Source organism: Chryseoglobus sp. 28M-23 (assembly GCF_014789785.1).
In the GTDB taxonomy this organism is placed as follows: domain Bacteria; phylum Actinomycetota; class Actinomycetes; order Actinomycetales; family Microbacteriaceae; genus Microcella; species Microcella indica.
Genome location: NZ_CP061846.1, coordinates 335,091 through 357,862, shown reverse-complemented (window position 1 = coordinate 357,862; position 22,772 = coordinate 335,091). Strand labels below are relative to the sequence as shown.

The 22,772-nt window shown below is 70.3% G+C and carries 23 protein-coding genes and 1 tRNA gene; 8 read left to right on the top strand and 16 right to left on the bottom strand.

Features of this window, described 5'->3' with window-relative positions:
• The first annotated feature begins 68 nt into the window (after window positions 1-68).
• Window positions 69-1,721: a DNA repair helicase XPB gene (locus IE160_RS01760; RefSeq protein WP_179873090.1), complete on the top strand. Its 1,653-nt coding sequence runs from the start codon at window positions 69-71 to the stop codon at window positions 1,719-1,721.
• 10 nt (window positions 1,722-1,731) lie between these two features.
• Here the strand turns inward: IE160_RS01760 and IE160_RS01755 are convergent, their stop codons facing one another.
• Both IE160_RS01755 and IE160_RS01750 read right to left on the bottom strand, forming a co-directional pair.
• Window positions 1,732-2,271: a hypothetical protein gene (locus IE160_RS01755; RefSeq protein ID WP_191151481.1), complete on the bottom strand. Its 540-nt coding sequence runs from the start codon at window positions 2,269-2,271 to the stop codon at window positions 1,732-1,734.
• Window positions 2,272-2,332: 61 nt separating this feature from the next.
• Entirely contained in the window at window positions 2,333-3,034 is a 702-nt protein-coding gene (locus tag IE160_RS01750) for an alpha/beta fold hydrolase (protein WP_191151480.1), read from the bottom strand.
• A gap of 116 nt (window positions 3,035-3,150) precedes the next feature.
• Between IE160_RS01750 and IE160_RS01745 the strand changes: the two genes are divergently transcribed.
• The 5 genes from IE160_RS01745 to IE160_RS01725 all read left to right on the top strand — a co-directional run bounded on the left by IE160_RS01745 (window position 3,151) and on the right by IE160_RS01725 (window position 7,050).
• Window positions 3,151-3,843: a response regulator transcription factor gene (locus tag IE160_RS01745; RefSeq protein ID WP_179873087.1), complete on the top strand. Its 693-nt coding sequence runs from the start codon at window positions 3,151-3,153 to the stop codon at window positions 3,841-3,843.
• Between the two features lie 12 nt (window positions 3,844-3,855).
• On the top strand, window positions 3,856-5,592 hold the full coding sequence (locus tag IE160_RS01740) for a sensor histidine kinase (RefSeq protein WP_179873086.1): 1,737 nt from the start codon (window positions 3,856-3,858) through the stop codon (window positions 5,590-5,592).
• Window positions 5,593-5,651: 59 nt separating this feature from the next.
• Window positions 5,652-5,942: a WXG100 family type VII secretion target gene (locus IE160_RS01735; RefSeq protein WP_191151479.1), complete on the top strand. Its 291-nt coding sequence runs from the start codon at window positions 5,652-5,654 to the stop codon at window positions 5,940-5,942.
• Between the two features lie 29 nt (window positions 5,943-5,971).
• Window positions 5,972-6,280, top strand: coding sequence for a DUF2470 domain-containing protein (locus tag IE160_RS01730; RefSeq protein ID WP_179873084.1), 309 nt, complete (start codon window positions 5,972-5,974; stop codon window positions 6,278-6,280).
• 110 nt (window positions 6,281-6,390) lie between these two features.
• A complete protein-coding gene (locus tag IE160_RS01725) occupies window positions 6,391-7,050 on the top strand; it encodes a biliverdin-producing heme oxygenase (protein WP_179873083.1) in 660 nt (219 codons plus the stop codon).
• An 84-nt stretch (window positions 7,051-7,134) separates the two neighbouring features.
• Here IE160_RS01725 and groL read toward each other — a convergent pair whose 3' ends face one another.
• The 5 genes from groL to IE160_RS01700 form a co-directional block, all read right to left on the bottom strand.
• Complete coding sequence (gene groL / locus IE160_RS01720) at window positions 7,135-8,763, bottom strand: chaperonin GroEL (protein ID WP_152583927.1); 1,629 nt, start codon at window positions 8,761-8,763, stop codon at window positions 7,135-7,137.
• 200 nt (window positions 8,764-8,963) lie between these two features.
• Window positions 8,964-10,004 (bottom strand): DUF3048 domain-containing protein, encoded by a 1,041-nt coding sequence (locus IE160_RS01715; RefSeq protein ID WP_179873082.1) that lies wholly within the window; start codon window positions 10,002-10,004, stop codon window positions 8,964-8,966.
• 58 nt (window positions 10,005-10,062) lie between these two features.
• Window positions 10,063-10,266, bottom strand: coding sequence for a cold-shock protein (locus tag IE160_RS01710; RefSeq protein WP_179873081.1), 204 nt, complete (start codon window positions 10,264-10,266; stop codon window positions 10,063-10,065).
• A gap of 129 nt (window positions 10,267-10,395) precedes the next feature.
• Window positions 10,396-10,971, bottom strand: coding sequence for a LytR C-terminal domain-containing protein (locus IE160_RS01705; protein ID WP_179873080.1), 576 nt, complete (start codon window positions 10,969-10,971; stop codon window positions 10,396-10,398).
• 31 nt (window positions 10,972-11,002) lie between these two features.
• On the bottom strand, window positions 11,003-11,275 hold the full coding sequence (locus IE160_RS01700) for a DUF3263 domain-containing protein (protein WP_179873079.1): 273 nt from the start codon (window positions 11,273-11,275) through the stop codon (window positions 11,003-11,005).
• A gap of 137 nt (window positions 11,276-11,412) precedes the next feature.
• Between IE160_RS01700 and IE160_RS01695 the strand changes: the two genes are divergently transcribed.
• The gene (locus IE160_RS01695) at window positions 11,413-12,516 is read left to right on the top strand and encodes a heme/hemin ABC transporter substrate-binding protein (RefSeq protein WP_191151478.1); all 1,104 of its coding nucleotides are present in this window, start codon (window positions 11,413-11,415) and stop codon (window positions 12,514-12,516) included.
• On the opposite strand, the gene IE160_RS01690 is transcribed toward IE160_RS01695, so the two are convergent.
• The 3 genes from IE160_RS01690 to IE160_RS01680 all read right to left on the bottom strand — a co-directional run bounded on the left by IE160_RS01690 (window position 12,498) and on the right by IE160_RS01680 (window position 14,881).
• Window positions 12,498-13,493, bottom strand: a complete 996-nt coding sequence (locus IE160_RS01690; RefSeq protein ID WP_179873077.1) for a DUF2332 domain-containing protein — start codon at window positions 13,491-13,493, stop codon at window positions 12,498-12,500. The two genes, IE160_RS01695 and IE160_RS01690, sit on opposite strands and share 19 nt — an antisense overlap.
• A gap of 52 nt (window positions 13,494-13,545) precedes the next feature.
• The gene (locus IE160_RS01685) at window positions 13,546-14,328 is read right to left on the bottom strand and encodes an HtaA domain-containing protein (RefSeq protein WP_191151477.1); all 783 of its coding nucleotides are present in this window, start codon (window positions 14,326-14,328) and stop codon (window positions 13,546-13,548) included.
• 85 nt (window positions 14,329-14,413) lie between these two features.
• Window positions 14,414-14,881 carry a GNAT family N-acetyltransferase gene (locus tag IE160_RS01680; protein ID WP_224744524.1) on the bottom strand — a complete coding sequence of 156 codons (468 nt, stop codon included), beginning with the start codon at window positions 14,879-14,881 and terminating at the stop codon, window positions 14,414-14,416.
• A gap of 62 nt (window positions 14,882-14,943) precedes the next feature.
• Between IE160_RS01680 and msrB the strand changes: the two genes are divergently transcribed.
• Entirely contained in the window at window positions 14,944-15,378 is a 435-nt protein-coding gene (gene msrB / locus IE160_RS01675) for a peptide-methionine (R)-S-oxide reductase MsrB (protein ID WP_191151476.1), read from the top strand.
• Here msrB and IE160_RS01670 read toward each other — a convergent pair.
• The 6 genes from IE160_RS01670 to topA form a co-directional block, all read right to left on the bottom strand.
• Complete coding sequence (locus tag IE160_RS01670) at window positions 15,359-16,384, bottom strand: DMT family transporter (protein WP_191151475.1); 1,026 nt, start codon at window positions 16,382-16,384, stop codon at window positions 15,359-15,361. The genes msrB and IE160_RS01670 overlap by 20 nt on opposite strands.
• A gap of 47 nt (window positions 16,385-16,431) precedes the next feature.
• A tRNA-Thr gene (locus IE160_RS01665) sits at window positions 16,432-16,504 on the bottom strand.
• A gap of 66 nt (window positions 16,505-16,570) precedes the next feature.
• Entirely contained in the window at window positions 16,571-18,112 is a 1,542-nt protein-coding gene (locus IE160_RS01660) for an alpha/beta hydrolase (RefSeq protein ID WP_191151474.1), read from the bottom strand.
• Window positions 18,109-19,272 (bottom strand): DNA polymerase III subunit delta', encoded by a 1,164-nt coding sequence (locus IE160_RS01655; protein WP_191151473.1) that lies wholly within the window; start codon window positions 19,270-19,272, stop codon window positions 18,109-18,111. The genes IE160_RS01660 and IE160_RS01655 overlap by 4 nt, the downstream gene beginning before the upstream one ends.
• Window positions 19,273-19,281: 9 nt before the next feature.
• The gene (gene tmk / locus IE160_RS01650) at window positions 19,282-19,902 is read right to left on the bottom strand and encodes a dTMP kinase (protein ID WP_191151472.1); all 621 of its coding nucleotides are present in this window, start codon (window positions 19,900-19,902) and stop codon (window positions 19,282-19,284) included.
• A gap of 10 nt (window positions 19,903-19,912) precedes the next feature.
• Window positions 19,913-22,732: a type I DNA topoisomerase gene (topA, locus tag IE160_RS01645; protein ID WP_191151471.1), complete on the bottom strand. Its 2,820-nt coding sequence runs from the start codon at window positions 22,730-22,732 to the stop codon at window positions 19,913-19,915.
• Window positions 22,733-22,772: the final 40 nt, after the last annotated feature.

Below are 22,772 nucleotides of genomic sequence, written 5' to 3'. Positions count from 1 at the left end.
CCCACGCGCACCGTGCGCCGCGCATCCCGTACCGGCGCTCTCAGCCGCGCGCTCTAGACTGGCCCGTTATGAATCCTGACGGCCCCCTCATCGTTCAGAGCGACCGCACCGTGCTGCTGGAGGTCGCCAACGGCCAGGCGGAGGAGGCCCGCCACGCCCTCGCCGTGTTCGCCGAGCTCGAGCGCGCACCCGAGCACGTGCACACCTACCGCATCACGCGGCTGGGGCTGTGGAACGCTCGGGCGGCCGGTCACGAGGCCGCCGAGATGCTCGCCGTGCTCGACCGCTACTCGAAGTTTCCGGTGCCGCAGTCGGTCGCGACCGACATCACCGAGACGGTGGGCCGCTACGGGCGGCTCGTCATCGAGCGGGATGACGACGGGATGCTCGTGCTGCGCTCGACCGACACGGCCGTGCTCACCGAGATCGCCTCCAACCGCAAGGTCGCCCCGCTGCTCGCGCGCCGCATCGACCAGCACAGCTACGAGCTCGCGGCGTGGGCTCGTGGGCAGGTGAAGCAGGAGCTCGTCAAGATCGGGTGGCCGGCCGAGGATCTCGCCGGCTACACTCCTGGCACTCCTCACGACATCGACCTCGACCTCGCTGACTGGGGGCTGCGGCCCTACCAGCAGCACGCGATCGACCAGTTCTTCGTGGGCGGCTCCGGCGTCGTCGTGCTGCCCTGCGGTGCCGGCAAGACACTCGTCGGCGCTGGCGCGATGGCGCAGGCGGGCACGACGACCCTCATCCTCGTCACCAACACGGTCTCGGCGCGGCAGTGGCGTGCCGAGCTGCTGGCGCGCACGAGCCTCACCGAGGAGGAGATCGGCGAGTACTCCGGCCAGGTGAAGGAGGTCAAGCCGGTCACGATCGCGACCTACCAGATCCTCACCGCCAAGCGGAAAGGCGAGTACGCGCACCTCGCCCTGCTCGACGCCCTCGACTGGGGTCTCATCGTCTACGACGAGGTGCACCTGCTGCCCGCGCCGGTCTTCAAGCTCACGGCCGAGCTGCAGGCCCGTCGCCGCTTGGGCCTCACGGCGACGCTCGTGCGAGAGGACGGCCGCGAGGGCGACGTCTTCAGTCTCATCGGCCCGAAGCGCTTCGACGCCCCGTGGAAGGAGATCGAGGCGCAGGGCTTCATCTCACCAGCGAGCTGCTTCGAGGTGCGCGTCGACCTGCCGGCGAGCGAGCGCCTCGAGTATGCGGCGAGCGCCGACGACCAGCGCTACCGGCTCGCGGCGACCGCACCCGCCAAGCTCGACATCGTGAAGCGTCTCGTGGCGCAGCACTCGGGCGAGCGCATCCTCATCATCGGTCAGTATCTCGACCAGATCGAGGAGCTCGCCGATGCTTTGGACGTGCCGCAGCTGACGGGGTCCACGTCCGTCGCAGAGCGCGAGCGGCTGTACCAGGAGTTCCGGGATGGCCGCACTCCGGTGCTCGTCGTCTCCAAGGTCGCCAACTTCTCGGTTGACCTCCCCGAGGCCACGGTCGCGATCCAGGTGTCGGGTTCGTTCGGCTCCCGCCAGGAGGAGGCGCAGCGTCTCGGGCGCCTGCTGCGGCCGAAGCAGAGCGGAATCCCCGCGAGCTTCTACACTCTCGTCGCGCGCGACACCGTCGACCAGGACTTCGCCCAGAACCGTCAGCGCTTCCTCGCCGAGCAGGGGTACAGCTACGAGATCCTCGACGCGAGCGCGATCGCCGCTGCTGCTGCGTGAGTCGCTCGCGCTAGGCGGCTCGAGCGCTGCGGCGACGATGAGCCGCGGCGACCAGAAGAAGGCCGCCGCCGAGGAGTGCGAGCGAGCCGAGGGCGAGTGCGCCCTCCCCGACCGCGCCGGTCGCCGCGAACTCCGCCTCGACGGGGACCTCGGGTACGTCGAACGGGAAGTACGCGATCACGACATCACGCCCTGACGAACTGGCGACGAGGCTGACCGCGTGCGTACCCGGCGCGAGCAGGTCGCCTGTGAACAGACTGCACGAGAGACTGCCCGCCGGGATCGTGCAGGTCACGAGGTCGGTGCCGTTCTCCCGGAGGGTGACGACCACATCGAGCCCTCTCGCCGCGCCGAGTGTCGAGTCAACTGAACTGCCGATCGAGAGCACATGGGCGGTGTCGCCGAGCACGCTCTCGCCCGAGGGCTGGGCAACCGTGTCGACGGTGGTGCCGAAGAGCGTCTGGGGCGCCGCGTGGGCCGGAGCGGCGAGCAGCGCACCGCTACCGAGGGCGAGCGCGACAACCAGGGCGATGGAACGAAACTTCTTCACGCAACGATCCTAGGCCCGGGCGCTCGCGACGGCACGCCCCCGAACAGGTCAGCGCGGCGTGTCAGCCGCGATCGACGGCGGCGAGGATGCTCTGCGCCAGCTCGGCGGGCTTCGTGAACTGCGGCCAGTGGCCGGTGGGCAGCTCGATGATCTCCAGCTGCTCGAGCTGAGCCAGCTCGCTCGTCCAGGGCGCGCCGGCCGAGATCGCATCACGCAGCATCGCCTCGGGGAACTCGCACGCGATGACCGTCACCGGAACCGCGAATCGTGCCTCGTCGTGGAGCGTCGGAGGATCGGTGGCGACCGCGGCAGGTTCCGGAAGCGCGATCGTGCGGAATCGCTCGCGCAGGGTGTCATCGAGATCGAGGAGGTCCTCCGCCTCGAAGAAGCCCCACTCGGGGAGCGGAATGCGGTCGCCCTCGACGGGGAGCTCGTCGTTGATGGCGCTGCCGTCGGGGAACGGCAGAGCGTCGACGAAGATGACCCTCGCGATATCCGCCGGGCGCGCATCAGCCGCCGCCCAGGCGATGCTGCCCCCGCCAGAGTGCCCGACGAGCACGACGGGGGACGCGACCGCGTCCACGATCTCCAGCACGGCATCGACGTGATCGTGGAGCCCGATGCCCGACAGAGCTCGGTCACCCTGCCGCTTGCCGGGCATGGTGGGAGTGTGGACGGTGTGGCCGGCCCTCGCGAGAGGAGGCGTCACGCCCGACCACGAAGCGCCGTCGAGCCAGAAGCCGGGGATGAGCACAATGTTCATACGGGAACCCTAGGCCGAGCATCCGACAATGTTGAGGAATCGATGGGAGCGGGCGAGACCGACGGCGCCCTTCGGGCATTCAGGAAACCCACAACAAACGCGCAGAGAATGGCCCCATGCCTGACGGACCCAAGATTCTCATCGTCGATGACGAGCCGAACATCCGCGACCTCCTGACGACGAGCCTGCGGTTCGCCGGCTTCGCCGTGCGCGCCGTGAGCAACGGGGCGCAGGCGATCTCCGCCGTGCTCGAAGAGGAGCCCGACCTCATCATCCTCGACGTGATGCTGCCCGACATCAACGGGTTCGGCGTCACCAAGCGCCTGCGGTCGAGCGGCTACACAAGCCCCATCCTCTTCCTCACCGCGAAGGACGACACCGACGACAAGATCATGGGTCTGACGGTCGGCGGCGACGACTACGTCACCAAGCCGTTCAGCCTCGACGAGATCGTCGCACGCATCAAGGCGATCCTGCGCCGCACCATGCAGGAGGAGGACGACGCCGTCATCCGCACGGGCGAGCTCATCATGGACCAGGACACGCACGAGGTCACGGTCGGCGACGCCGTCATCGAGTTGAGCCCCACCGAGTTCAAGCTCTTGCGCTACCTCATGCTCAACCCCAACCGTGTGCTCTCGAAGGCGCAGATTCTCGACCACGTGTGGGAGTACGACTTCAACGGCGACGCTGGCATCGTCGAGAGCTACATCTCGTACCTGCGCCGCAAGCTCGACCAGCACACCGATGAGCCGCTCATCCAGACTAAGCGGGGGTTCGGCTACATGCTCAAGGCGGCCAAGGTCTAGCCTTGGCTCCCGATGCATGAGCAGCTGACGCAGTGGTGGGAGGGCATCTCCCTCCGCTCCAAGATCACCGGCGTGACCGTCCTCGTCGTCACCGTAGGTCTGCTCGTCGTCGGCATGGGCACCCTCACGGTGCTGCAGCGCACGCTCGTCGACGAAGTCGACCGGCAGCTGCTGCAGGTCGCCGAAGAGCAGGTGCCGCAGTCGCCCGCGACCTTCAGCCTCGAAGACTTCGCCTCCTTCGACGAGCTGACTCCGTCTGTCTTCTCCAGCCAGTTCTACTTCGGCGCCGTCGCCGGGGACGGCGTCATCATCGACGACAACGTGGGCTCCGCGAGCCGGGATCGCGCACCCGACGTCTCGCGACTGACCGCCGAGTACCTCGAGCGCGTCGAGGGCGGCATCACCGTCGCGAGCCAGGACCGCACGACCCAGTGGCGCGTGGCGACCTTCCCTCTCGCCGTCGTCGACAGCGAGTCGGAGACGACGCACGCCGCGACCCTCGTGATCGGCGCCGACCTGGCCGACACGAACGGCGTGATCGGGTCGTTCGCCTCGATCTTCCTGGGCTTCGGTCTCGTCGTCGTCATCCTCAGCGCTGCCCTGACGCGCCTGCTCGTGACCTCCACGTTCCGACCGTTGCGCGACGTGGAGGCGACGGCCGCGCGGTTCGCGGGAGGCGACTTCAGCCAGCGACTGGGCGGAGCGACCCCCAACACCGAGGTCGGCCGACTCAACCGCTCTCTCAACACGATGCTCTCGCGCATCGACCGGGCGTTCGCCGACCGCGCCGCGACGATCAGCCAGATGCGACGCTTCGTCGGCGATGCCAGCCACGAGTTGCGCACTCCGCTTGTCTCGGTGCGGGGCTACGCCGAGCTGTACCGCATGGGAGCCCTGCAGAAGCCCGAGGATGTCGCTCAGGCGATGGAGCGCATCGAGAAGGAGGCCGTGCGCATGGGCGCCCTCGTGGCCGACCTGCTCGAGCTCGCGCGGCTCGACGAGTCGCGCCCTCTCGAGCTGGCGCCCGTCGACCTGGCCGACCTCGCTCGCGATGCGGCCCTCGACGCCATGGCGGGCGCACCGGACCGCGAGGTGACGGTCGTCCTCGACGAGTACGCACCCGAGGGCGAGGCGATCGAGAAGGATGCCCCGGCCGACGCCCCCGAGGCTGCGAGCCGCACCGCTCACGCCGACCCCGCCGAGTCGCCGAGCGCCCCAGCCCCAACCGGCGCGATCGCGCTGGCCGGCTCGGCTCTCGCGCGACTGCGTCGCCGCCGAGGCCGCTCGGTGGTGACCGAGCCCGAGGCCCCCGAGGCCTCCTCACCTCCCGCGCCCGCCGTGGTGCTCGGCGAGGAGAACAAGTTGCGCCAAGTGATCACCAACCTCATCGGCAACGCGGTGCGGTTCACGCCCGAGGGGTCTCCGCTCGAGATCGCGGTAGGGGCGGACCCTCTCTTGGGACTCGGCACGATCGCGGTCGTCGACCATGGCGAGGGCATCCCGCCGCAGTTGAAGGAGAAGATCTTCCAGCGCTTCTTCCGCGCCGACTCCTCGCGGGCCCGAGACACAGGCGGCTCTGGTCTCGGTCTCGCGATCGCTGCCTCCATCGTCGATCACCACCATGGCCGCATCGACGTTGTCGACACCCCGGGCGGCGGCGCGACCTTCCGAGTCACCCTGCCGCTCCTCCCCAAGAGCGACGAGACACCCGCAGGTGAGCAGGGGGCCGACGCGGCATCCGGCTCCTGACGCGCGCTCCTACTCTGCTGTGCAGCGGGGGGCTCGCCCTTGCGGGACAGGAGGACGTCATGACGCGATATCAGGTGGACAGCGATGCGGTGATCTCGGCAACGGGCGCAGCCCGCGGGTCGATCGGGCGCATCCAGGTAGAGGTCGCCGCGCTGCAGAACCAGCTCGTGTCGCTGCAGGGATCGTGGACGGGCTCCGCCGCGAGCGCCTTCCAATCGCTCGTCGCTGACTGGAGCGCGACGCAGCAGCGGGTCGAGCAGTCACTCGGCGCCCTGACCGAGGCGCTCGCGCACGCGGGGCAGCACTACGCCGAGATAGAGCATCAGAACGCCCGGCTCTTCCTGCGCTGACCGATGCTCCGCGCCCTAGTCTGGTGGGTGTGACCAGTTTCGACCCCGCCATCGTCGCGGGCGTGCTCACCCACATGAACGGGGATCACGCCGACGACAACCTGCTCATCGCCCGAGCGTTCGGTGATCGCGCTGCCGTGCGTGCGCGCATGGTCGGCGTCGACGGCGAGGCGGGAGAGTGGGTGTACGAGACAGACGCGAGCCAGGGGGCGGAGCACCCTCTGCGGGTGGAGTGGACGGCACCCATCAGCGCTCGGCCGCAGATTCGACGGGAGATCGTCGTGCTCTACGATCGCGCGTGCGCGGCGCTCGGGATCGAGCCTCGTGCCCACGACTAGCGTCGCGAGCGCCCGGACCCTCGGTATCTCAGACTCTGGCCGCTCGACCTCTGGCGCCTCGCTCGGGTGAGCGATAGGTTAGGTGCGCCTTACCTAGCCTGGAGATCACCGTGACCGCACCCGAGCCTGACGTCATCCCCTTCTCGCGCCTCGTGCGTGAGCGCACCGCTCGTGGGCACAGCAGCAGTGAGAGCGCCACGTTCATGAGCGACCTCATGGCGGGGGCGGGCTCCCGGGAGGACTACGTCGCCCTCGTCGAGCAGCACTACGTCATCTACGAGGCCCTGGAGAGCGTGCAGCCGGCGATGCGCGAGAACCCCGACGTCGCACCCTTCCTCTCCCCCGCACTCACGCGCCTGCCCGCGCTCGAGAACGACCTGGCGTTCCTTCACGGCGGCGACTGGCGCGCGCGCATCGCGCCGCTCGAGATCACGCGCCGATACGCGGCGCGCATCCTCGAGGTCGCCGCCACCTGGCCCGCGGGCTATGTCGCCCACCACTACACGCGCTACCTCGGCGACCTCTCCGGCGGCCAGTACATCGCAAAGGTCATGGCGCGGCGCTTCGGATTCGAGACCAACGGCATCGGCTTCTACCTCTTCGACCAGATTGCCGACCCGGGCGCCTTCAAGGACACCTACCGGCATCAGCTCGATACCGTCGCGTGGAACGACGACGAGCGCGAGCGCGTGATCGACGAGGTCATGGTCGCGTACGACTTCAACACCCAGCTCTTCGTCGGTCTCGCCGAGGCGCGCGACGCCGCCTGAGCAGTGCCGCCTGCCGCACACACGAAACGGGGCGGCATCCCGTGAGGGATGCCGCCCCGTTGTCGGTGCAGTGAGCTGGCTGGACTAGAAGTCCATGCCCCCCGAAGGGTCGCCCATCGGCTGCGGGTTCTTCTCCGGCTTGTCTGCCACGACGGCCTCCGTCGTGAGGAACAGCCCGGCGATCGACGCGGCGTTGAGCAGCGCCGAGCGCGTCACCTTCACCGGGTCGGCGATGCCGGCGGCGAGCATGTCGCCGTACTCGCCGGTCGCGGCGTTGAGGCCGTGCCCGATGGGAAGGTTGCGCACCTTCTCGGCAACGACACCCGCCTCCATGCCGGCGTTGAGCGCGATCTGCTTGAGCGGCGAGTCGACGGCGAGGCGGACGATGTTCGCACCCGTCGCCTCGTCACCGACGAGGTCGGTGAGCTCCTTCGACTCGAAGGCCATCTTGCCCGCCTGGATGAGGGCGACGCCACCACCGGCGACGATGCCCTCCTCGACGGCGGCCTTGGCGTTGCGCACGGCATCCTCGATGCGGTGCTTGCGCTCCTTGAGCTCCACCTCGGTCGCGGCACCCGCCTTGATGACGGCGACGCCGCCGGCGAGCTTCGCGAGGCGCTCCTGGAGCTTCTCGCGGTCGTAGTCGCTGTCGGTGTTCTCGATCTCGGCGCGGATCTGCTTGACGCGGCCCGCGATGGCGTCGGCCTCGCCGGCGCCCTCCACGATCGTCGTCTCGTCCTTCGTGATGACGACCTTGCGCGCGCGGCCCAGCAGGTCGAGGGTGGCGTTCTCGAGCTTGAGACCGACCTCCTCGCTGATGACCTGACCGCCGGTGAGGATCGCGATGTCCTGCAGCATGGCCTTGCGGCGGTCGCCGAAGCCGGGAGCCTTGACGGCGACCGACTTGAAGATGCCGCGGATCTTGTTGACCACGAGCGTCGCAAGGGCCTCGCCCTCGACGTCCTCGGCGATGATGAGCAGCTGCTTGCCGCTCTGGATCACCTTGTCCACGACGGGGAGCAGGTCCTTGATCGCCGAGATCTTGCCGTTGACGATGAGCACGTAGGGGTCTTCGAAGACCGCTTCCTGGCGCTCGGGGTCGGTGACGAAGTACGCCGAGAGGTAGCCCTTGTCGAAGCGCATACCCTCGGTGAGCTCGAGCTCGGTGCCGAAGGTGTTCGACTCCTCGACCGTGACGACGCCCTCCTTGCCCACCTTGTCAATGGCCTCGGCGATGAGCGCGCCGATCTCGGGGTCGGCGGCGGAGATGCTCGCGGTGGCGGCGATCTCCTCCTTGGTCTCGACCTCCTTGGCGTTCTTCAGCAGCTGGGCCGAGACGGCCTGCGTGGCCTTCTCGATGCCGCGCTTGAGGCTGATGGGGTCGGCGCCGGCCGCGACGTTGCGCAGGCCCTCGCGCACGAGCGCCTGGGCGAGCACGACCGAGGTCGTCGTACCGTCGCCGGCGACGTCATCGGTCTTCTTCGCGACCTCCTTGACCAGCTCGGCACCGATCTTCTCGAACGGGTCCTCCAGCTCGATCTCCTTGGCGATGGAGACGCCGTCGTTGGTGATCGTGGGGGCGCCCCACTTCTTCTCCAGCACGACGTTGCGGCCGCGCGGGCCGAGGGTGACGCGCACTGCGTCGGCCAGGATGTTCAGGCCGCGCTCGAGGCCGCGGCGGGCCTCTTCGTCAAAAGCAATCAATTTAGCCATGGGTGTCTTTCGTCCCTCCCGGACGTATCACGTGCAGTAGCTCTGGCACTCGGCAATCGCGAGTGCTAACTGATTCTGGCACTCGCACCCTTCGAGTGCAAGCCAACACGACCCGCCGTGAGCCAGATCTGACCCGAATGGGCGCTCAGGCATTTGGCGAGCGCCCGTTCCCGTCAGATCTGGCGGGAAGCGGGGTGGGGCTAGGGGGCGCGGAAGGTCACGTCGCCCGCGAGGGGGACGAGCTCGACCCACGTATTGCCGGGCGCGAGGCGCACGGCGACTCCGTGCTCGTCGAGCAGACGGATGGTGTCGGTGAGGCCGCTCTTCGACCACTGGGCGCGCACGGTGCCCCCACCCGTGGAGACCCACGCGTCGCCCGAGCCCCGCAGACCGACCGTCGGAATGCTCTGGATGACCTGCACGGGCACCCGGAGCGTCACGACGTTGACGGCGGCGAGCTGGTCGCCCGAGGCATCCCGATCGACGGCGCCGCCGTGCATGAAGCGCACCCAGCGCTCGCTCTCGGCGTTCCACTCCCACGCGGGCGTGTTGCCGACGGAGAACTGCAGCCCGATGCGGGCCGTGGGCGAGCCCTCCTTCGTGGCGGTCGCCGCGGCGACGCTCTCCGCGAAGGCGAACAGCTGCGGAGGCGGGTCGAGCCTGCCCTGCTGCGCCACGATCTGCGGCGCGCGCACGATGACGTTGTGCGGGGCCGGGGCGTTGGTGCCGCGGAAGATGGTCTCCGCGGTGTCTGCCTGCCCGTGGATCGCGTTGTACACGGGAGCGTTCTGCATCGCGACGACGAACCGGTACTGACCGCCCGAGTACGCGAAGACGCCGCCCAACGGCGACACGACGTCGGGGTCGACCGGTCGTACGGAGCGGATCGGGCCGATCTCGTCGGGAATGTCGGAGTGCCACACGGCGATGTGGCGCGTGGCGCCGCCCTCCACGAGGATCTCGTAGACGATGTCGGCCCGCCCGAGGCCGATCTGGGGGCGGGCGTTGATGTTGTTGTCGATCTTCGCTGCGATCGAGGGGTGGTCGAGCGAGCCGGGCGCCACCTGCTCTCCCGTTAGCGGGGCGAGCGTGTACGGTTCGGGCTCCTCGAACACCGGCACGTACTCGGGCGTCGCCGTCGGCACCGGCAACTCGCGCTCAGCGGCGCACCCGCTGGCCAGGGCGAGGGCCGCGAGCACGCCGACCGCTGCCGACCAGCGACTGCGTGCGCGCATCCTCATGGCGACAGCGTAACCGCGCAGGCGGAGGCGGGAGGTGAGGCGCGAAGCGGGCGCGCCGTCAGAGGACGGTGACGCCTTCGGCCTGAGGGCCCTTCGAGCCGGTGCCCACCTCGAAGCTCACCGCCTGACCCTCTTCGAGAACCTTGTAGCCGGGCATGTCGATGGCCGAGTAGTGGACGAAGACGTCCTGCTCCCCTCCCTCGAGAGTGATGAAGCCGAAGCCCTTCTCGGCGTTGAACCACTTGACGGTTCCCTTGGTCATGCGGTGACTCCTTGCTGTGCGTGGAGCGATGCTAACCACCGCAGCACGACCGTCACCAGGGGCCGCGAGCACTCTTCACAGAGTCGAAACGTCGGCGTAACGCCGATTCGGGATGCCCAGGGCCGGGCGTCAGCCGCGTGCCGAGTAGTCCGCGCCGAGCACGACGGTGATGGGAGCACCGGGGAAGGCGTCGGAGAGCTCGATGTCGGCAACACGCAACTGCTGCGCGATGCCGCGGGCGAAGCCTTCGTTGGCCGGGTCGGAGTAGAACACGACCGTGTCGGGGAAGTCGTCCTGCGCGGCATTCGTCGTCGTGCCGACGGGCCAGCCGGCCTCGGAGAGCTCGGCGCCGCCCTGAGCGGCGAGGCCCTCGAACGGTGTCGCATTGAGGACGGTGATCGTGAAACCGCTCGGAAGGTCGACGGCGCTCGGGTCCAGGACCGGGTCCGCCGTGGGCGTCATCGTCGGCGTGGGCTCGGGGGTCGGCATGGGCTCGGGCTCGGAGAAGCCCGGGATCTCGAAGGTCACGCTGTCGCTCACGAGGGAGAGGCTGTAGAGCCCGGCAACGACGAGCGCGCCGCTCGCGAGCAGGGCCCACGCCACCGCGATCCAGCCGCGACCCCGCCGACGCGGCGCCCGGTGCGCGCCGACGCGCCCGAGGGAGTCGGGCACGTCGTCGAAACGATCGGGGTCGTACTCGGCCATCGTGAAGCCTTTCGGCTGAGGTGGGGGCGGGTCAGGCTGCGCCGGTCGTCGAGGGGCGCCGCGTGCGGCGCTGCTGGGAGCGCTGCTGCCGCACCTCCCGCAGGCGACCGACCAGCACCGGGTCGTAGCGTGCGGCGACATCGGTGTCGATCACGGCGTTCAGCACCTGATAGTAGCGGGCGGCGCTCCAGCCGAAGTCACGACGGATGCGCAGCTCCTTCGCGCCGCTGTGGCCCCACCAGTCGCGCTCGAACTCGAGCACGCGGCGCGCGGGCTCGTCGAGGGCGTCGGATCGGGCATCCATACCCACACCCTAGGAGCCTCGCGAGCCCGACCGTGGCGGCTCGCCCACGGCCGGGCAGGTGCCCAGCCAACTCGGTTAGGGTTGCCTCAGTCGACCGGCGTCGCCCCGAGCGCGCCCCAGCCCCGTTTCGGACCCCCATGACCTCCCTGCTTCCCCGCGCGCTCGCGACGCTCCTGTGCGTCGCCGTGCTCTCGGCCTGCACGACGGGCACGGCGGGGCCCGTGGCCGAGTCGCCTGCCTCGATCACTCCTCGACCGCCGCTGGCCGAGCTCGACGTGCTCGAGAACCCGCGGGATCACGTGGGCCCGTCGACCGCGGTGCTCGAGACGGCCTCGATCACCCCCGTGGCGGAGGCACCGGCGCAGCAGCTGCCGACCACGGTGGTCTCTCGCGATCTCGCCGGCGACGTCGAGGTGACCGTCGACGACACGAGCCGCATCCTGCCGCTCGACATCGCCGGGTCGATCGCCTCGACCGTGTTCGCGCTCGGGTTCGGCGACTCGGTGGTCGGCCGCGACATCTCGACGACCTTTCCCGAGGCAGACGGCCTACCCGTCGTGACGAGCAGCGGCCACGCCATCAACAGCGAGTCGGTGCTCGCGCTGCGCCCGAGCATCGTCATCACCGATGGCACGATCGGGCCGACCGACGTGGTCGTGCAGCTGCGCGATGCGGGCGTCACGGTCGTCTACGTGGATGCTGAGCCAGGGCTCGGCGCCCCCGCCGAGCTCGCGCGGCAGGTGGCCGCGGCGCTCGGGGCGCCCGCGACGGGCGAGGTGCTGGCCGCGCAGCTCGACGCCGAGGTCGACGCCGTCGTCGACGAGATCGCCTCCATCGCACCGACCGACACCGCCGATCGCGTGCGCATCCTCTTCCTCTACCTGCGTGGCGCCTCGCGCATCTACTACCTCTTCGGCGAGGAGTCGGGTGCAGACGAGCTCATCGAGGGCGTCGGAGGCATCGACGTGGCCGGGGAGATCGGCTGGCAGGGCCTGCGCCCCATGACGGACGAGGCTCTCATCGCGGCCGACCCCGACCTCATCCTCGTCATGACCGACGGGCTCGAGAGCGTGGGCGGAGTCGAGGGGCTCCTCGCCGCGAAGCCCGCGATCGCCCTGACGCGCGCGGGAGAGAACCGTCGCTTCGTCGACATGGCGGACGGCGAGATCCTGAGCTTCGGGCCGCGCACGCCGCTCATGCTGGACGCCCTCGCGCGAGCGATCTACGCTCCGGACTCCTGAGTCCGCCCCTCGGGTGCCCAGCGCTCGAGGCGGTCGCCGTGAGGTGACACGACGGCCGCGGCGCGGCCATCGACGCTCAGGATGAAGTCGTCGTCCGGGCCGGGCAGGAGGGCGTCCGCGCTCTCACCCACGCGCTCGAGAACGCGGCGGCCGTCGAGAGAGATCCAGTGGCCGGGCAGCGCAGTGGCGAGGTCGTGGAACCGCTCGCGCCGCGCCGGGTCGAGGTAGACGAGCACGGCGGGGCTCCACACGACGAGCGTGGCGCCGCTCGGCGCCTGCGCGGCGAGCGCGGGCAACCCGTCGAGGGCGTCGCCCGCGACGAGTCGCGGCGGCTCTCGACGGGCGATCGTCATGGCCTGGTTCAGCTGCAGCGCTCGGTCGCGCTCCTCCGGCCAGACGAGCGTGCGCAACCAGCGCTCCGCCTCCGCGTCGCCCCAGGGCAGTGGCTGCCGCTCGAGCCCCGCACGCCAGACGATGCGGGGCAGGCGGGTCGGCACCGGCACGCTCTCTCCGAGAGCGCAGCGCAGCTCGAGCGCCGACGCGCCGTCCTCCGGATCGAGGCGGTGGAGCGCACTTCCCCGCTCGAACACGTGGCTGTAGCGGTCGGGAAGGAGTGTGAGACCCGCCGACGCGCCGACTTCGAGCAGCGCGACCGGCCCCTCGATGCGCTGCAGCGCGGCCACGAGCGGCGCCGTGCGCCGCGGATCGTTGGTCTGTGTCGCGCGCTGCCGGGCGATGCCGGCTACGGCCGGCCAGTGCTCCCGCACCCATGGCGCGATGCTCTCGTGCGGTGCGAGGCCCGCGAAGCGCGCGGCGGTGAGGATGAGCACAGGTTGACGGCTCGCCACGGGCAGCGCATCGATCAGCGCGATGCTCGCCTCATCGGCGGCGAGCGCCTCTGCCCAGCCCGCATAGGTGGGCGACCGGGGCGCCGCCTCCCGGGCGAAGCGCCGGTAGCGCTCGGCGGTCGTGCTCACGCCCGCATTGTGTCACGCGAACGCGCCGGGGCGGCCGTCGACCTCCGCATGCTCACGGCGCGCGGCGGCGACGCACGACCGTGATCCCGCCCACCGTGAGCACCGCGAGGGCGAGAACGACGCCCGCCCCGGTCAGCGCGGGCGCGACCCACGAGGCCCCTCCAGACACCACGAGGTCCGCCTCGACCTCGGCCGCGCAGGCTGGGTCGAGCGGCGCGACGATCGTGATCGGGTCGAGCGGCTCCCCCGCCGGGTAGGTGCCGAAGGCCGCCGCACCGTCCTCGGTGAGGGCGGCCGCGATGCCCTCGACGGTCAGCACGCCGTCCGCCACGGAGCGCGTGGCCGCCGTCAGGTCGAGGCTCGCGAACTCGACCCCCTGCGCCGCGACCTCGGCGCCCTCCTGCGTCGTGCCGACGACGTCGAGCACGAGCAGCCCCGACGCGGCGTCCGCGAGGGCGACGCGGGGCATGCTCACGGTCGTGTCGAGAATGTCGCCGTGCCCGGTGAAGCGGATGCTGCCCGCGAAGAAAAGCTCGGCCGTCGCCGAGCCCGAGGCGACGGCGCCGGAGCCCTCCCCGAACGTGAACGAGGGCGTCGCGTAGGTGGCGCCGTCGGCCGCCTGCCACTCGCCGTTCGCGATCGAGCCGCTCACGTAGGCGCGGAAGCTCTCTTTGAAGCCCCACTCGAGCCGAGCATCCTGCACCGCGCACTCGTCGACGGAGGCCGCCGCGGCCCTCTCCGTCTCTGCACCGACCGAGAGGCCCAGCCCCACGGCCGCGGCCACCGCGAGGGCGAGACCCGCAGTGCCGAGTCGGCGGCGGAAGCGACGGAGCACGAGAGGCCCTTCTGTACGACAGGCTGAGGGCGCGTCGCCGCGCCGGAGAACTGCGGTCAGGCTAGCCGTCGCACCTTCGAAGGCGCTATGCGGTCGCGGCGCGGTACATGGAGACGTGCGGGATGCCCGCCTCGACATATTCGTCGCCGTACGGCTCGAAGCCGAGCGCGGCGTACAGCGGCTGGATGTAGCTCTGGGAGTGCAGCGCCAACGGCTCGTGGCCGTGCCGCTCGATGACATGCTCGATGAGGCGCCGCGCGAGCCCCTGCCCGCGACGGTCGGCGCGGGTGACGACGCGGCCGATGAGGCGCCGGGCATCCCGATTGCCCTTCTGCGGCTGCGCGTCGACGACGACCCGCAGGTAGGCGGCCACGCCGCGATCGTCGGAGATCCAGACGTGCTCGGTGGTCTCCTCGCGGTCGCGCTCGTCGAGCTCCTCCTCGTCGATGCGCTGCTCGAGGAAGAACACTTCGGTGCGCACGCGCGCGATCTCGAAGAACTCATCGAGACTCAGTTCGCCCCACGTTCGCAGCATCGGGGAAGTCTCGGGCACGAATGCGAGTTTAATGGGGTGCAGACCAACCGCCCGAGGCCGGGCGAGAAGCGGGGAACCCCATGAGTGACGACACGACCGCCCAGAACGAGCAGACCTACGCCGTGCAGAAGACCGAGGACGAGTGGCGGGCCGAGCTCGGCGAGGAGCGATATCAGGTGCTGCGCGAGGCCGGCACCGAGCGCGCGTGGACGGGAGAGCTGCTCGACGAGAGCCGCAGCGGCATCTACACGTGCGGCGCGTGCAACGCCGAACTGTTCCAGGCCGGCACCAAGTTCGACTCGGGCTGCGGCTGGCCGAGCTTCTACGAGTCGGTGCGCCCGGACGCCGTCGAGCTGCTCGAGGACACCTCGCTCGGCATGACCCGTACCGAGGTGCGCTGCGCCGCGTGCGGCTCGCACCTGGGCCACGTGTTCCCCGACGGCTTCGGCACCCCCACGGGCGACCGCTACTGCATGAACTCGCTCGCGCTCGGCTTCACGGCCGACGAGGAGTAGGCCCGGCCGGGCCCGGCCCGGGTGACGTCGCGAGCAGGGTGCGCGGCCGCCGCCAACGGTCGAGGGTCGCCACGACGATGCCCACCGCGGTGAGCACGACGGCGGCGACGGTCTGAGGCTGCAGCGCGGGGCCGATAGCGGCGACGGAGTCGAACACGACCGCCGCCATGAGCTGGCCGAGCACGAGGCACATGCCGAGCAGCAGAACGCCGACGCGCGCGACCGCGGCCGCCTGGATCGCGATGAACACGACGCCGACAGCGCCTCCCGCGTAGAGGTACGCCTCGGTCGGCGGCTGGGCGGGCAGACCGTTCACGGCGAGGCTGATGACGGTCACGACGAGGAGTGCGGCCGTGCCGACCGTGAAGTTCACGAGCGTCGCCGCGAGCGGCGAGCCGCTCACCTGCCGCACGCGGCCGTTCATCGCTTGCTGCATACCCGCGCCGACTCCTGCGAGCAGCGGAAGGATGAGCGCCGGCCACGGGATGCTCCCGCCCAGGTCGCCCGCCACGGCGACGACCACGGCGAGCACCGTGAGTGCCGCGCCGCTCAGGCGCGCGAGCGTCGGAGGTGCCACGCGCGCTCCGGCGAAGCCCCGAGCATCCGCGACCATTCCCGTCACCGTCTGGCCCGAGACGAGCGCGACGGTGAAGATCGCCACCCCGAGGATGCCCGCCACGAGGCCCTGCGAGAGCACGAAGAAGCCACCGGCCGCACCACCGAGCAGCATCCACCAGGGCAGCTCGCCGGCGCGCAGCGCGGCGGGTATGCGCCGCACCGCCGCACGACCTCGCCGCGTCGACAGCACGATCACGAGGAGCAGCACCCAACCGGAGGAGAAGGAGACGAGCGCGGCCGTGAAACCGTCGTCGAAGCGCTGCCCGAGCTCTCCGTTGACGCGCGACTGCGTGGCGACGCCCACGCCGGCGAGCACCGTCGCCGCGACGGCGAGCGCGGTGCCGAGCGGGCCCGCGAGGCGGCCGCCGTCGAGACCCACGGCGTTCATGCGCATCCTCTCGGTGACGCGGACGAGTAGCGCAGCAAGTTAGTCAGGGCCGCCTCCGGGAATCGAACCCGGGACCTATTCATTACGAGTGAATCGCTCTGCCGACTGAGCTAAGGCGGCGTGACCCGGTTCCACCGGGCACGGCTCACGAGTTTATCCCATCGCGCGGGCGACCGCGCACACCCGTTACCCGTTGCAGACCGGATCACTCGCGGGCACCTCGCCCGTGAGCAGGTAGTCGTCGACGAGCCCGTTGATGCACGGGTCGCCTTCGTCGTAGGCGATGTGGCCTTCGCCGACGTAGGTGACGAGCACACCGCTCTCGAGCTGCTCGGCCAGCGCCTCGGCCCACTCGTAGGGAGTGGCCGGGTCACCGGTGGTGCCGATGACGAGGATCGGGGGCGCGCCGGCGGCGCGCACGGGCTCGAGGTCGCCCTCGAAGGCGTACGGCCAGTTGGCGCAGATGACGTCGCCGAGCGGTGAGGGGTCGGCCGTGGTCGGGGCGACCTCCCGAATGAGCTCGTTCTGCTCGGCGATGATGTCGCGGTCGGTCTCGACCGGATAGTCGAGGCAGTTGATGGCGATGAACGCTTCGAGCGAGTTGTCGACGTAGCGCCCACCCTCGCGGCCGTAGTAGAAGTCGGCGAGCAGGAAGCCCGTGGCGACCTCGCCGGTGCGCAGCTCGCTGAACATCTCACTGAGGAAGCTCCACGAGCCTTCGTCGTAGAGGGCCGTCGCGATGGCGATGTCGAGCACGGCGCTGTCGAAGAAGCGGCCGTCCTCAGCCTCGATGGGCTCCTCGCCCAGGCGGTCGTACAGCTGGCGGATGAGGTCGAGACTCTCCTCCACCCCGCCCGTGAAGGGGCACTCGCCGAGGCTCGGGCATCCTTCGAGGTACGCGCGCAGCGCCTGCTCGAACCCGGCGGACTGCGCGAGCACGACCTCGAAGTTCGTCGTCGTGGGGTCGGTCGCACCGTCCAGCACGAGGCGGCCGACTCTGTCGGGGAACCGGTCGGCGTACCGCGCACCGATCTCGGTGCCGTAGGAGTAGCCGAAGTAGTGGAGGGCCTCGTCGCCGACGATCGCGCGCAGAAGGTCGAGATCCTGCACCGTGCTCTCGGTGTCGACGAACTCGAGCAGCGGGCCGGTGTTCTGCTCGCACGCGGCGATGAAGTCGAGCGAGGCGTCGACGACCTCCGCCTCCCACTCGGGGGTTCCCGGCTCGGAGTCGGGGATTCCGTAGATGAACTCGTCCTGCTCGCTCGTCTCGGTGTAGCAGGTCACGGCGCTCGATCGGCCGACCCCGCGAGGGTCCCAGCCGACGATGTCGAACTGCTCGCGCAGCTCGGTGCTCACCGCGAAGTCGACGCTGTCGCGCACGAAGTCGAACCCGGAGGCGCCCGGGCCACCCGGGTTGATGAACAGCGAACCCTGGGGCGCGCCGCTCGCCGCCGGGTGGCGCACGAGGGCGAGTTCGACGTGCTCGCCCGTTCCAGGGTTCTGCCAGTCGAGGGGCGCGAGGGCCGTCGAGCACTGCGCACCGCCGCCGCAATCCCGCCACGCGAGAACCTGCGTGTAGTACGGCCGCAGCTCGTCGGCGACCTCCTCGCCCGTAGGGGTGGAGGTGTCGCCGCCGCCGAGGACGGTGGCGAGCCACGGCGGCACGCACCCGCTGAGCAGCAGTACGGGAACGAGGAGGAGGCTGGCGAGGAGGGGGCGTCGCGTCACGCGAGCGAGCCTAGTGCGGGAACCCTGCCGCTCGCCGCGACCATCATCGCCTCGAGCGCGAGGGCCGGCGGCGTGTTGCCGGCGACGCGGTGCCGCGCGAGGGCGATCGCGTCCATCGCTCCGAGGGCGGCCGCCGGGCTCAGGGTCTGCGCGGCACGCTCCACAGCGGGGCGCAGGGACTCGTTGACGAGCTCGAGGCCCGCACCGAGCTGGACGAGAAGGATGTCGCGGTAGAGCGAGAGCAGGTCGACGAGCACACGGTCGACACCGTCTCGCACGGAGCGCGTCGCGCGCCTCTTCTGGTCCTCCTCGAGGTTCTTGAGCGTCGACCGCAGTGCGGGCGGAACGGTGCCGCCGGGTTCGACGCCGAGCTGCCGCAGTGCGGCCTCGCGCTCCTCCGCCTCGCGCTCGACCGTGAACGCCTTCGCGTCCTCCGTCGCGATAGCGACGAGCTGCTCGGCGGCGAGCACGGCCCCGCTCACCGAGGTCACGTCGAGGGCGAGCTCGAGGCTGCGCGTGCGGCGGGCACGGGCATCCGGGTCGGTCGCGAGGCGCAGCGCCATGCCGATGTGGGTCTGCGCCTCTCGAGCGGCCTGCTCGGCGAGCGCGGGGGCGATGCCGTCGCGGCGCACGAGCAGGTCCGCGACCTCGGCGACGCTCGGCACGCGCAGGCGGATGGTGCGCACGCGGGAGCGGATGGTGGGGATGAGGTCGGCCGCGCTGGGCGCGCAGAGGATCCACACGGTGCGCGGCGGCGGCTCTTCCAGCGCCTTGAGGAGCACGTTCGAGGTGCGCTCGGTCATGCGGTCGGCGTCTTCGATGACGATGACGCGGTAGGGAGCGACGGAGGGCGAGAACTGACTCTGCGAGACGAGCTGCCGCACTTCGTCGATCGAGATGATGACGCGGTCGGTCGCGAGCACGGCGAGGTCGGGATGCGTGCGCGCGGCGACCTGCGCCTCCGTCGTCGCGGTCACGGCGGGATCAGGGGTCAGCCCGCTGAGCAGAGCGGTCGCGAACGCGTAGGCGAGGTTGGAGCGCCCGGACCCGGGCGGGCCCGTGATGAGCCAGGAGTGGGTCATCGAGTCGGGGTCGGCTGCGGCCTCCTGCAGGGCGCGGATGGCCGCCTCCTGCCCGGTCAGCTCGTCCCACGCGCTCATGCGGCCACTCTAGGCGAGCAGGTGCGACACCCGGTCGCGGATGCTCTGCTGCAGCTGCTCGACGGGCAGGGTCGCATCGAGCACGAGGAACCGCTCGGGCTCGGCCTCGGCGAGCCCGAGGTACGCGGCACGCACCCTCTCGTGGAAGTCGGCCTCCTCCGCCTCGAGGCGGTCGTAGCGCGTGCGGCTCTCGGTGAGGCGCTCGCGGCCCACGGCCGGGTCGAGGTCGAGCAGGACGGTGAGGTCGGGCAGCAGCCCTTCCGTGGCCCACAGGGAGAGGTCGCGAACCTCGTTCGCCTCGAGCACGCGCCCCGCGCCCTGGTAGGCGACGGAGGAGTCGAGGTAGCGATCCTGGATGACGACGTCGCCTCGCTCGAGTGCGGGCCGCACGACGGTCGCGATGTGGTGCGCGCGATCGGCTGCGTAGAGCAGAGCTTCGGCGCGCGGAGCAATGAACCCTCGGCGGTGCAGGACGATCTCGCGCAGCTCGAGGCCGAGGTCGGTGCCGCCGGGCTCGCGCGACTGCACGACCGTGCGCCCCTGCTGCTCGAGCCACGCGGTGAGGGCTCCCATCTGGGTGCTCTTGCCGGAGCCGTCACCGCCTTCGAGGGTCAGGAAGAGCCCGGTCATGCGATGCGACTCACTTCTTCTTCGGTGCAGTCTTCGGCGCGGCCTTCGACGCGCCCGTGGCCTTCTTGGCCGTCGTCTTCTTGGCCGGCGCCTTCTTGGTGGCGGTCGATGCACGCTTGGCGGGCTTCTTGGCGGGCCCCTTGGCGCGCTTGTCGGCGATGAGCTGAACGGCACGCTCGAAGTCGACCTCCATCGGGTCTTCGCCGCGCGGCACGGTCGCGTTGGTCTCGCCGTCAGTGACGTAGGGGCCGAAGCGGCCGTCTTTGAGCTTGATCGGCTTGCCGCTGACCGGGTCGGCGTCGAACTCCTTGAGGGCGCTCGCGGCCTTGCGGGCGCCGTACTTCGGCTCGGCGAACTTGGCGAGTGCTCCCGCGAGGTCGATGTCGAAGATCTGGGCCTCCTCGTCGAGCGAGCGCGAGTCTGCGCCCTTCTTGAGGTAGGGGCCGTATCGGCCGTTCTGCGCCGTGATCGGCTCGCCGCTCTCCGGGTCCTCCCCGACAAGGCGTGGCAGGTCGAGCAGGCGCAGGGCGGTCGCGAGGTCGACGGTCTCGGGGTCCATGTCCTTGAAGAGGGATGCCGTGCGCGGCTTCTCGCCCGTCTTCTTCTTGGGCGCAGCCTTCTTCTTCGGTGCGGGCTCGAGCACTTCACCGGTGGCGGGGTCGACGGCGGGCTCGGTCTGAGCGGGCTCAGCGGGCCCCTCCGGCTCGGGGTCTACCTCGGTGACGTATGGCCCGAAGCGCCCGGTCTTGGCGACGACGTTCTTGCCCGTCTCGGGGTTCACCCCGAGAACGCGGTCGCCGATGACGGGGGCGTCGGCGAGCTCTTGCGCTTTGGCGGCGGTGAGCTCGTCGGGGGCGAGCTCGTCGGGAATGTTCACGCGCCGCGGAGTCTCCCCGCCTTCGTCGAGCTCGAGGTAGGGGCCGTACTTGCCGATGCGCAGAGTGATGGTGTCGGTGAGCGGCATCGAGTTGAGGGTCTTCGCGTCGATCTCGCCGAGGTTGTCGATCACGGGGCGCAGGCCGGGCTGGTGGGCATCACCGAAGTAGAAGCCGGTGAGCCATTCGGTGCGGTCGGCTTCGCCGTTGGCGATGCGGTCGAGGTCGGCCTCCATGGCGGCCGTGAAGTCGTACTCGACGAGGTCGGCGAAGTTCTCTTCGAGCAGTCGCACGACCGAGAAGGCGATCCAGTTGGGTACGAGGGCGGAGCCGCGAGGGGTGACGTAGCCGCGGTCGACGATCGTGGAGATGATGGCGGCGTAGGTCGAGGGGCGGCCGATGCCCCGCTCCTCGAGCGCCTTGACGAGGCTCGCCTCGGTGTACCGCGGGGGCGGGCTCGTTTCATGCCCCTTGGGCTCGACCTCGACGACCGTGAGGCTCTGCCCGACCTCGAGCGGGGGCAGCTTCGACTCGGTGGGTTCGGCGCGCTCGTCGGCGTTGCGCTCCTCGTCGCGGCTCTCCTCGTAGGCCGCGAGGAAGCCGCGGAAGGTGATGACGGTGCCGCTCGCCGCGAATTCGGCGACGACGCCGGCGGGGGTAGCGCTCTGCGGCGTGGGGCCCGCGTGAATGGTGACCGAGGCGGTCTGCCCGCGCGCATCGGCCATCTGGCTCGCGACGGTGCGCTTCCAGATGAGGTCGTAGAGCTTCCAGTCGTTGCCGCGCAGGGTGCCCTCGAGCTCGCTGGGGGTGCGGAAGACGTCTCCGGCGGGGCGCACTGCCTCGTGGGCCTCTTGGGCGTTCTTCGACTTTCCGGAGTAGGTGCGGGGCTTCTCGGGAATGCTGTCGGCGCCGTACAGCTGGGTGGCCTGAGCGCGTGCGGCGTCGACGGCCTGCTGGGAGAGCGTCACCGAGTCGGTGCGCATGTAGGTGATGTACCCGTTCTCGTAGAGCGACTGGGCGACCGACATGGTCTGGCGGGCGGTGAACCGCAGCTTGCGGCCCGCCTCCTGCTGCAGCGTCGACGTCGTGAACGGCGCGGCGGGTCGCCTCGTGTACGGCTTCGATTCGACGTTCGCGACCGTGACGGCGAGGTCGGGGTCGCGCAGCGCCGCAGCGAGCGACGTGGTCGTGGACTCGTCGAGGGCGACCGTCTCGGCCGACTTGAGCTCGCCGCGGTCGGTGAAGTCGCGCCCGGTGGCGACCTTCTTGCCGTCGAGCCTGCCGAGTCGCGCTGTGAACGGGGTATCGCCGCCGACGGGCGCGAGCGTCGTGTCGAGGTCCCAATAGTTCGCGGTGACGAAGGCGAGGCGCTCGCGCTCGCGGTCGACGACGAGACGGGTCGCCGCCGACTGCACGCGGCCCGCGCTGAGCCCGGGGCCCACCTTGCGCCAGAGCACGGGGCTCACCTCGTAGCCGTACAGCCGGTCGAGGATGCGCCGGGTCTCCTGCGCGTCGACGAGCGCGGTGTCGAGGTCGCGCGTGGCATCGACGGCGCGCTGGATCGCCTCGGAGGTGATCTCGTGGAAGACCATGCGCTTGACCGGAACCTTGGGCTTGAGCACTTCGAGCAGGTGCCAGGCGATGGCCTCCCCCTCGCGGTCTTCATCCGTCGCGAGCCAGAGCTCGTCGGCGCCCTTGAGAGCCCGCTTGAGGTCGGCGACGGTCTTCTTCTTCGCATCGGAGACCACGTAGTAGGGCTCGAAGCCGTTGTCGACGTCGATGGAGAACTTGCCGAGTGGGCCCTTCTTGAGCTCGGGGGGCAGGTTCTTGGGCTCGATGAGGTCGCGGATGTGGCCGACGGAGGCCTGCACCTCGTAGTCGTCGCCGAGGTACTTGCCGATCGTCTTCGCCTTGGCAGGCGACTCGACGATGACCAGCTTCTTGGCTCCTGACACGGTGCTCCTCTTTACTGTCGCTCTCGATGCCGCGGGGATG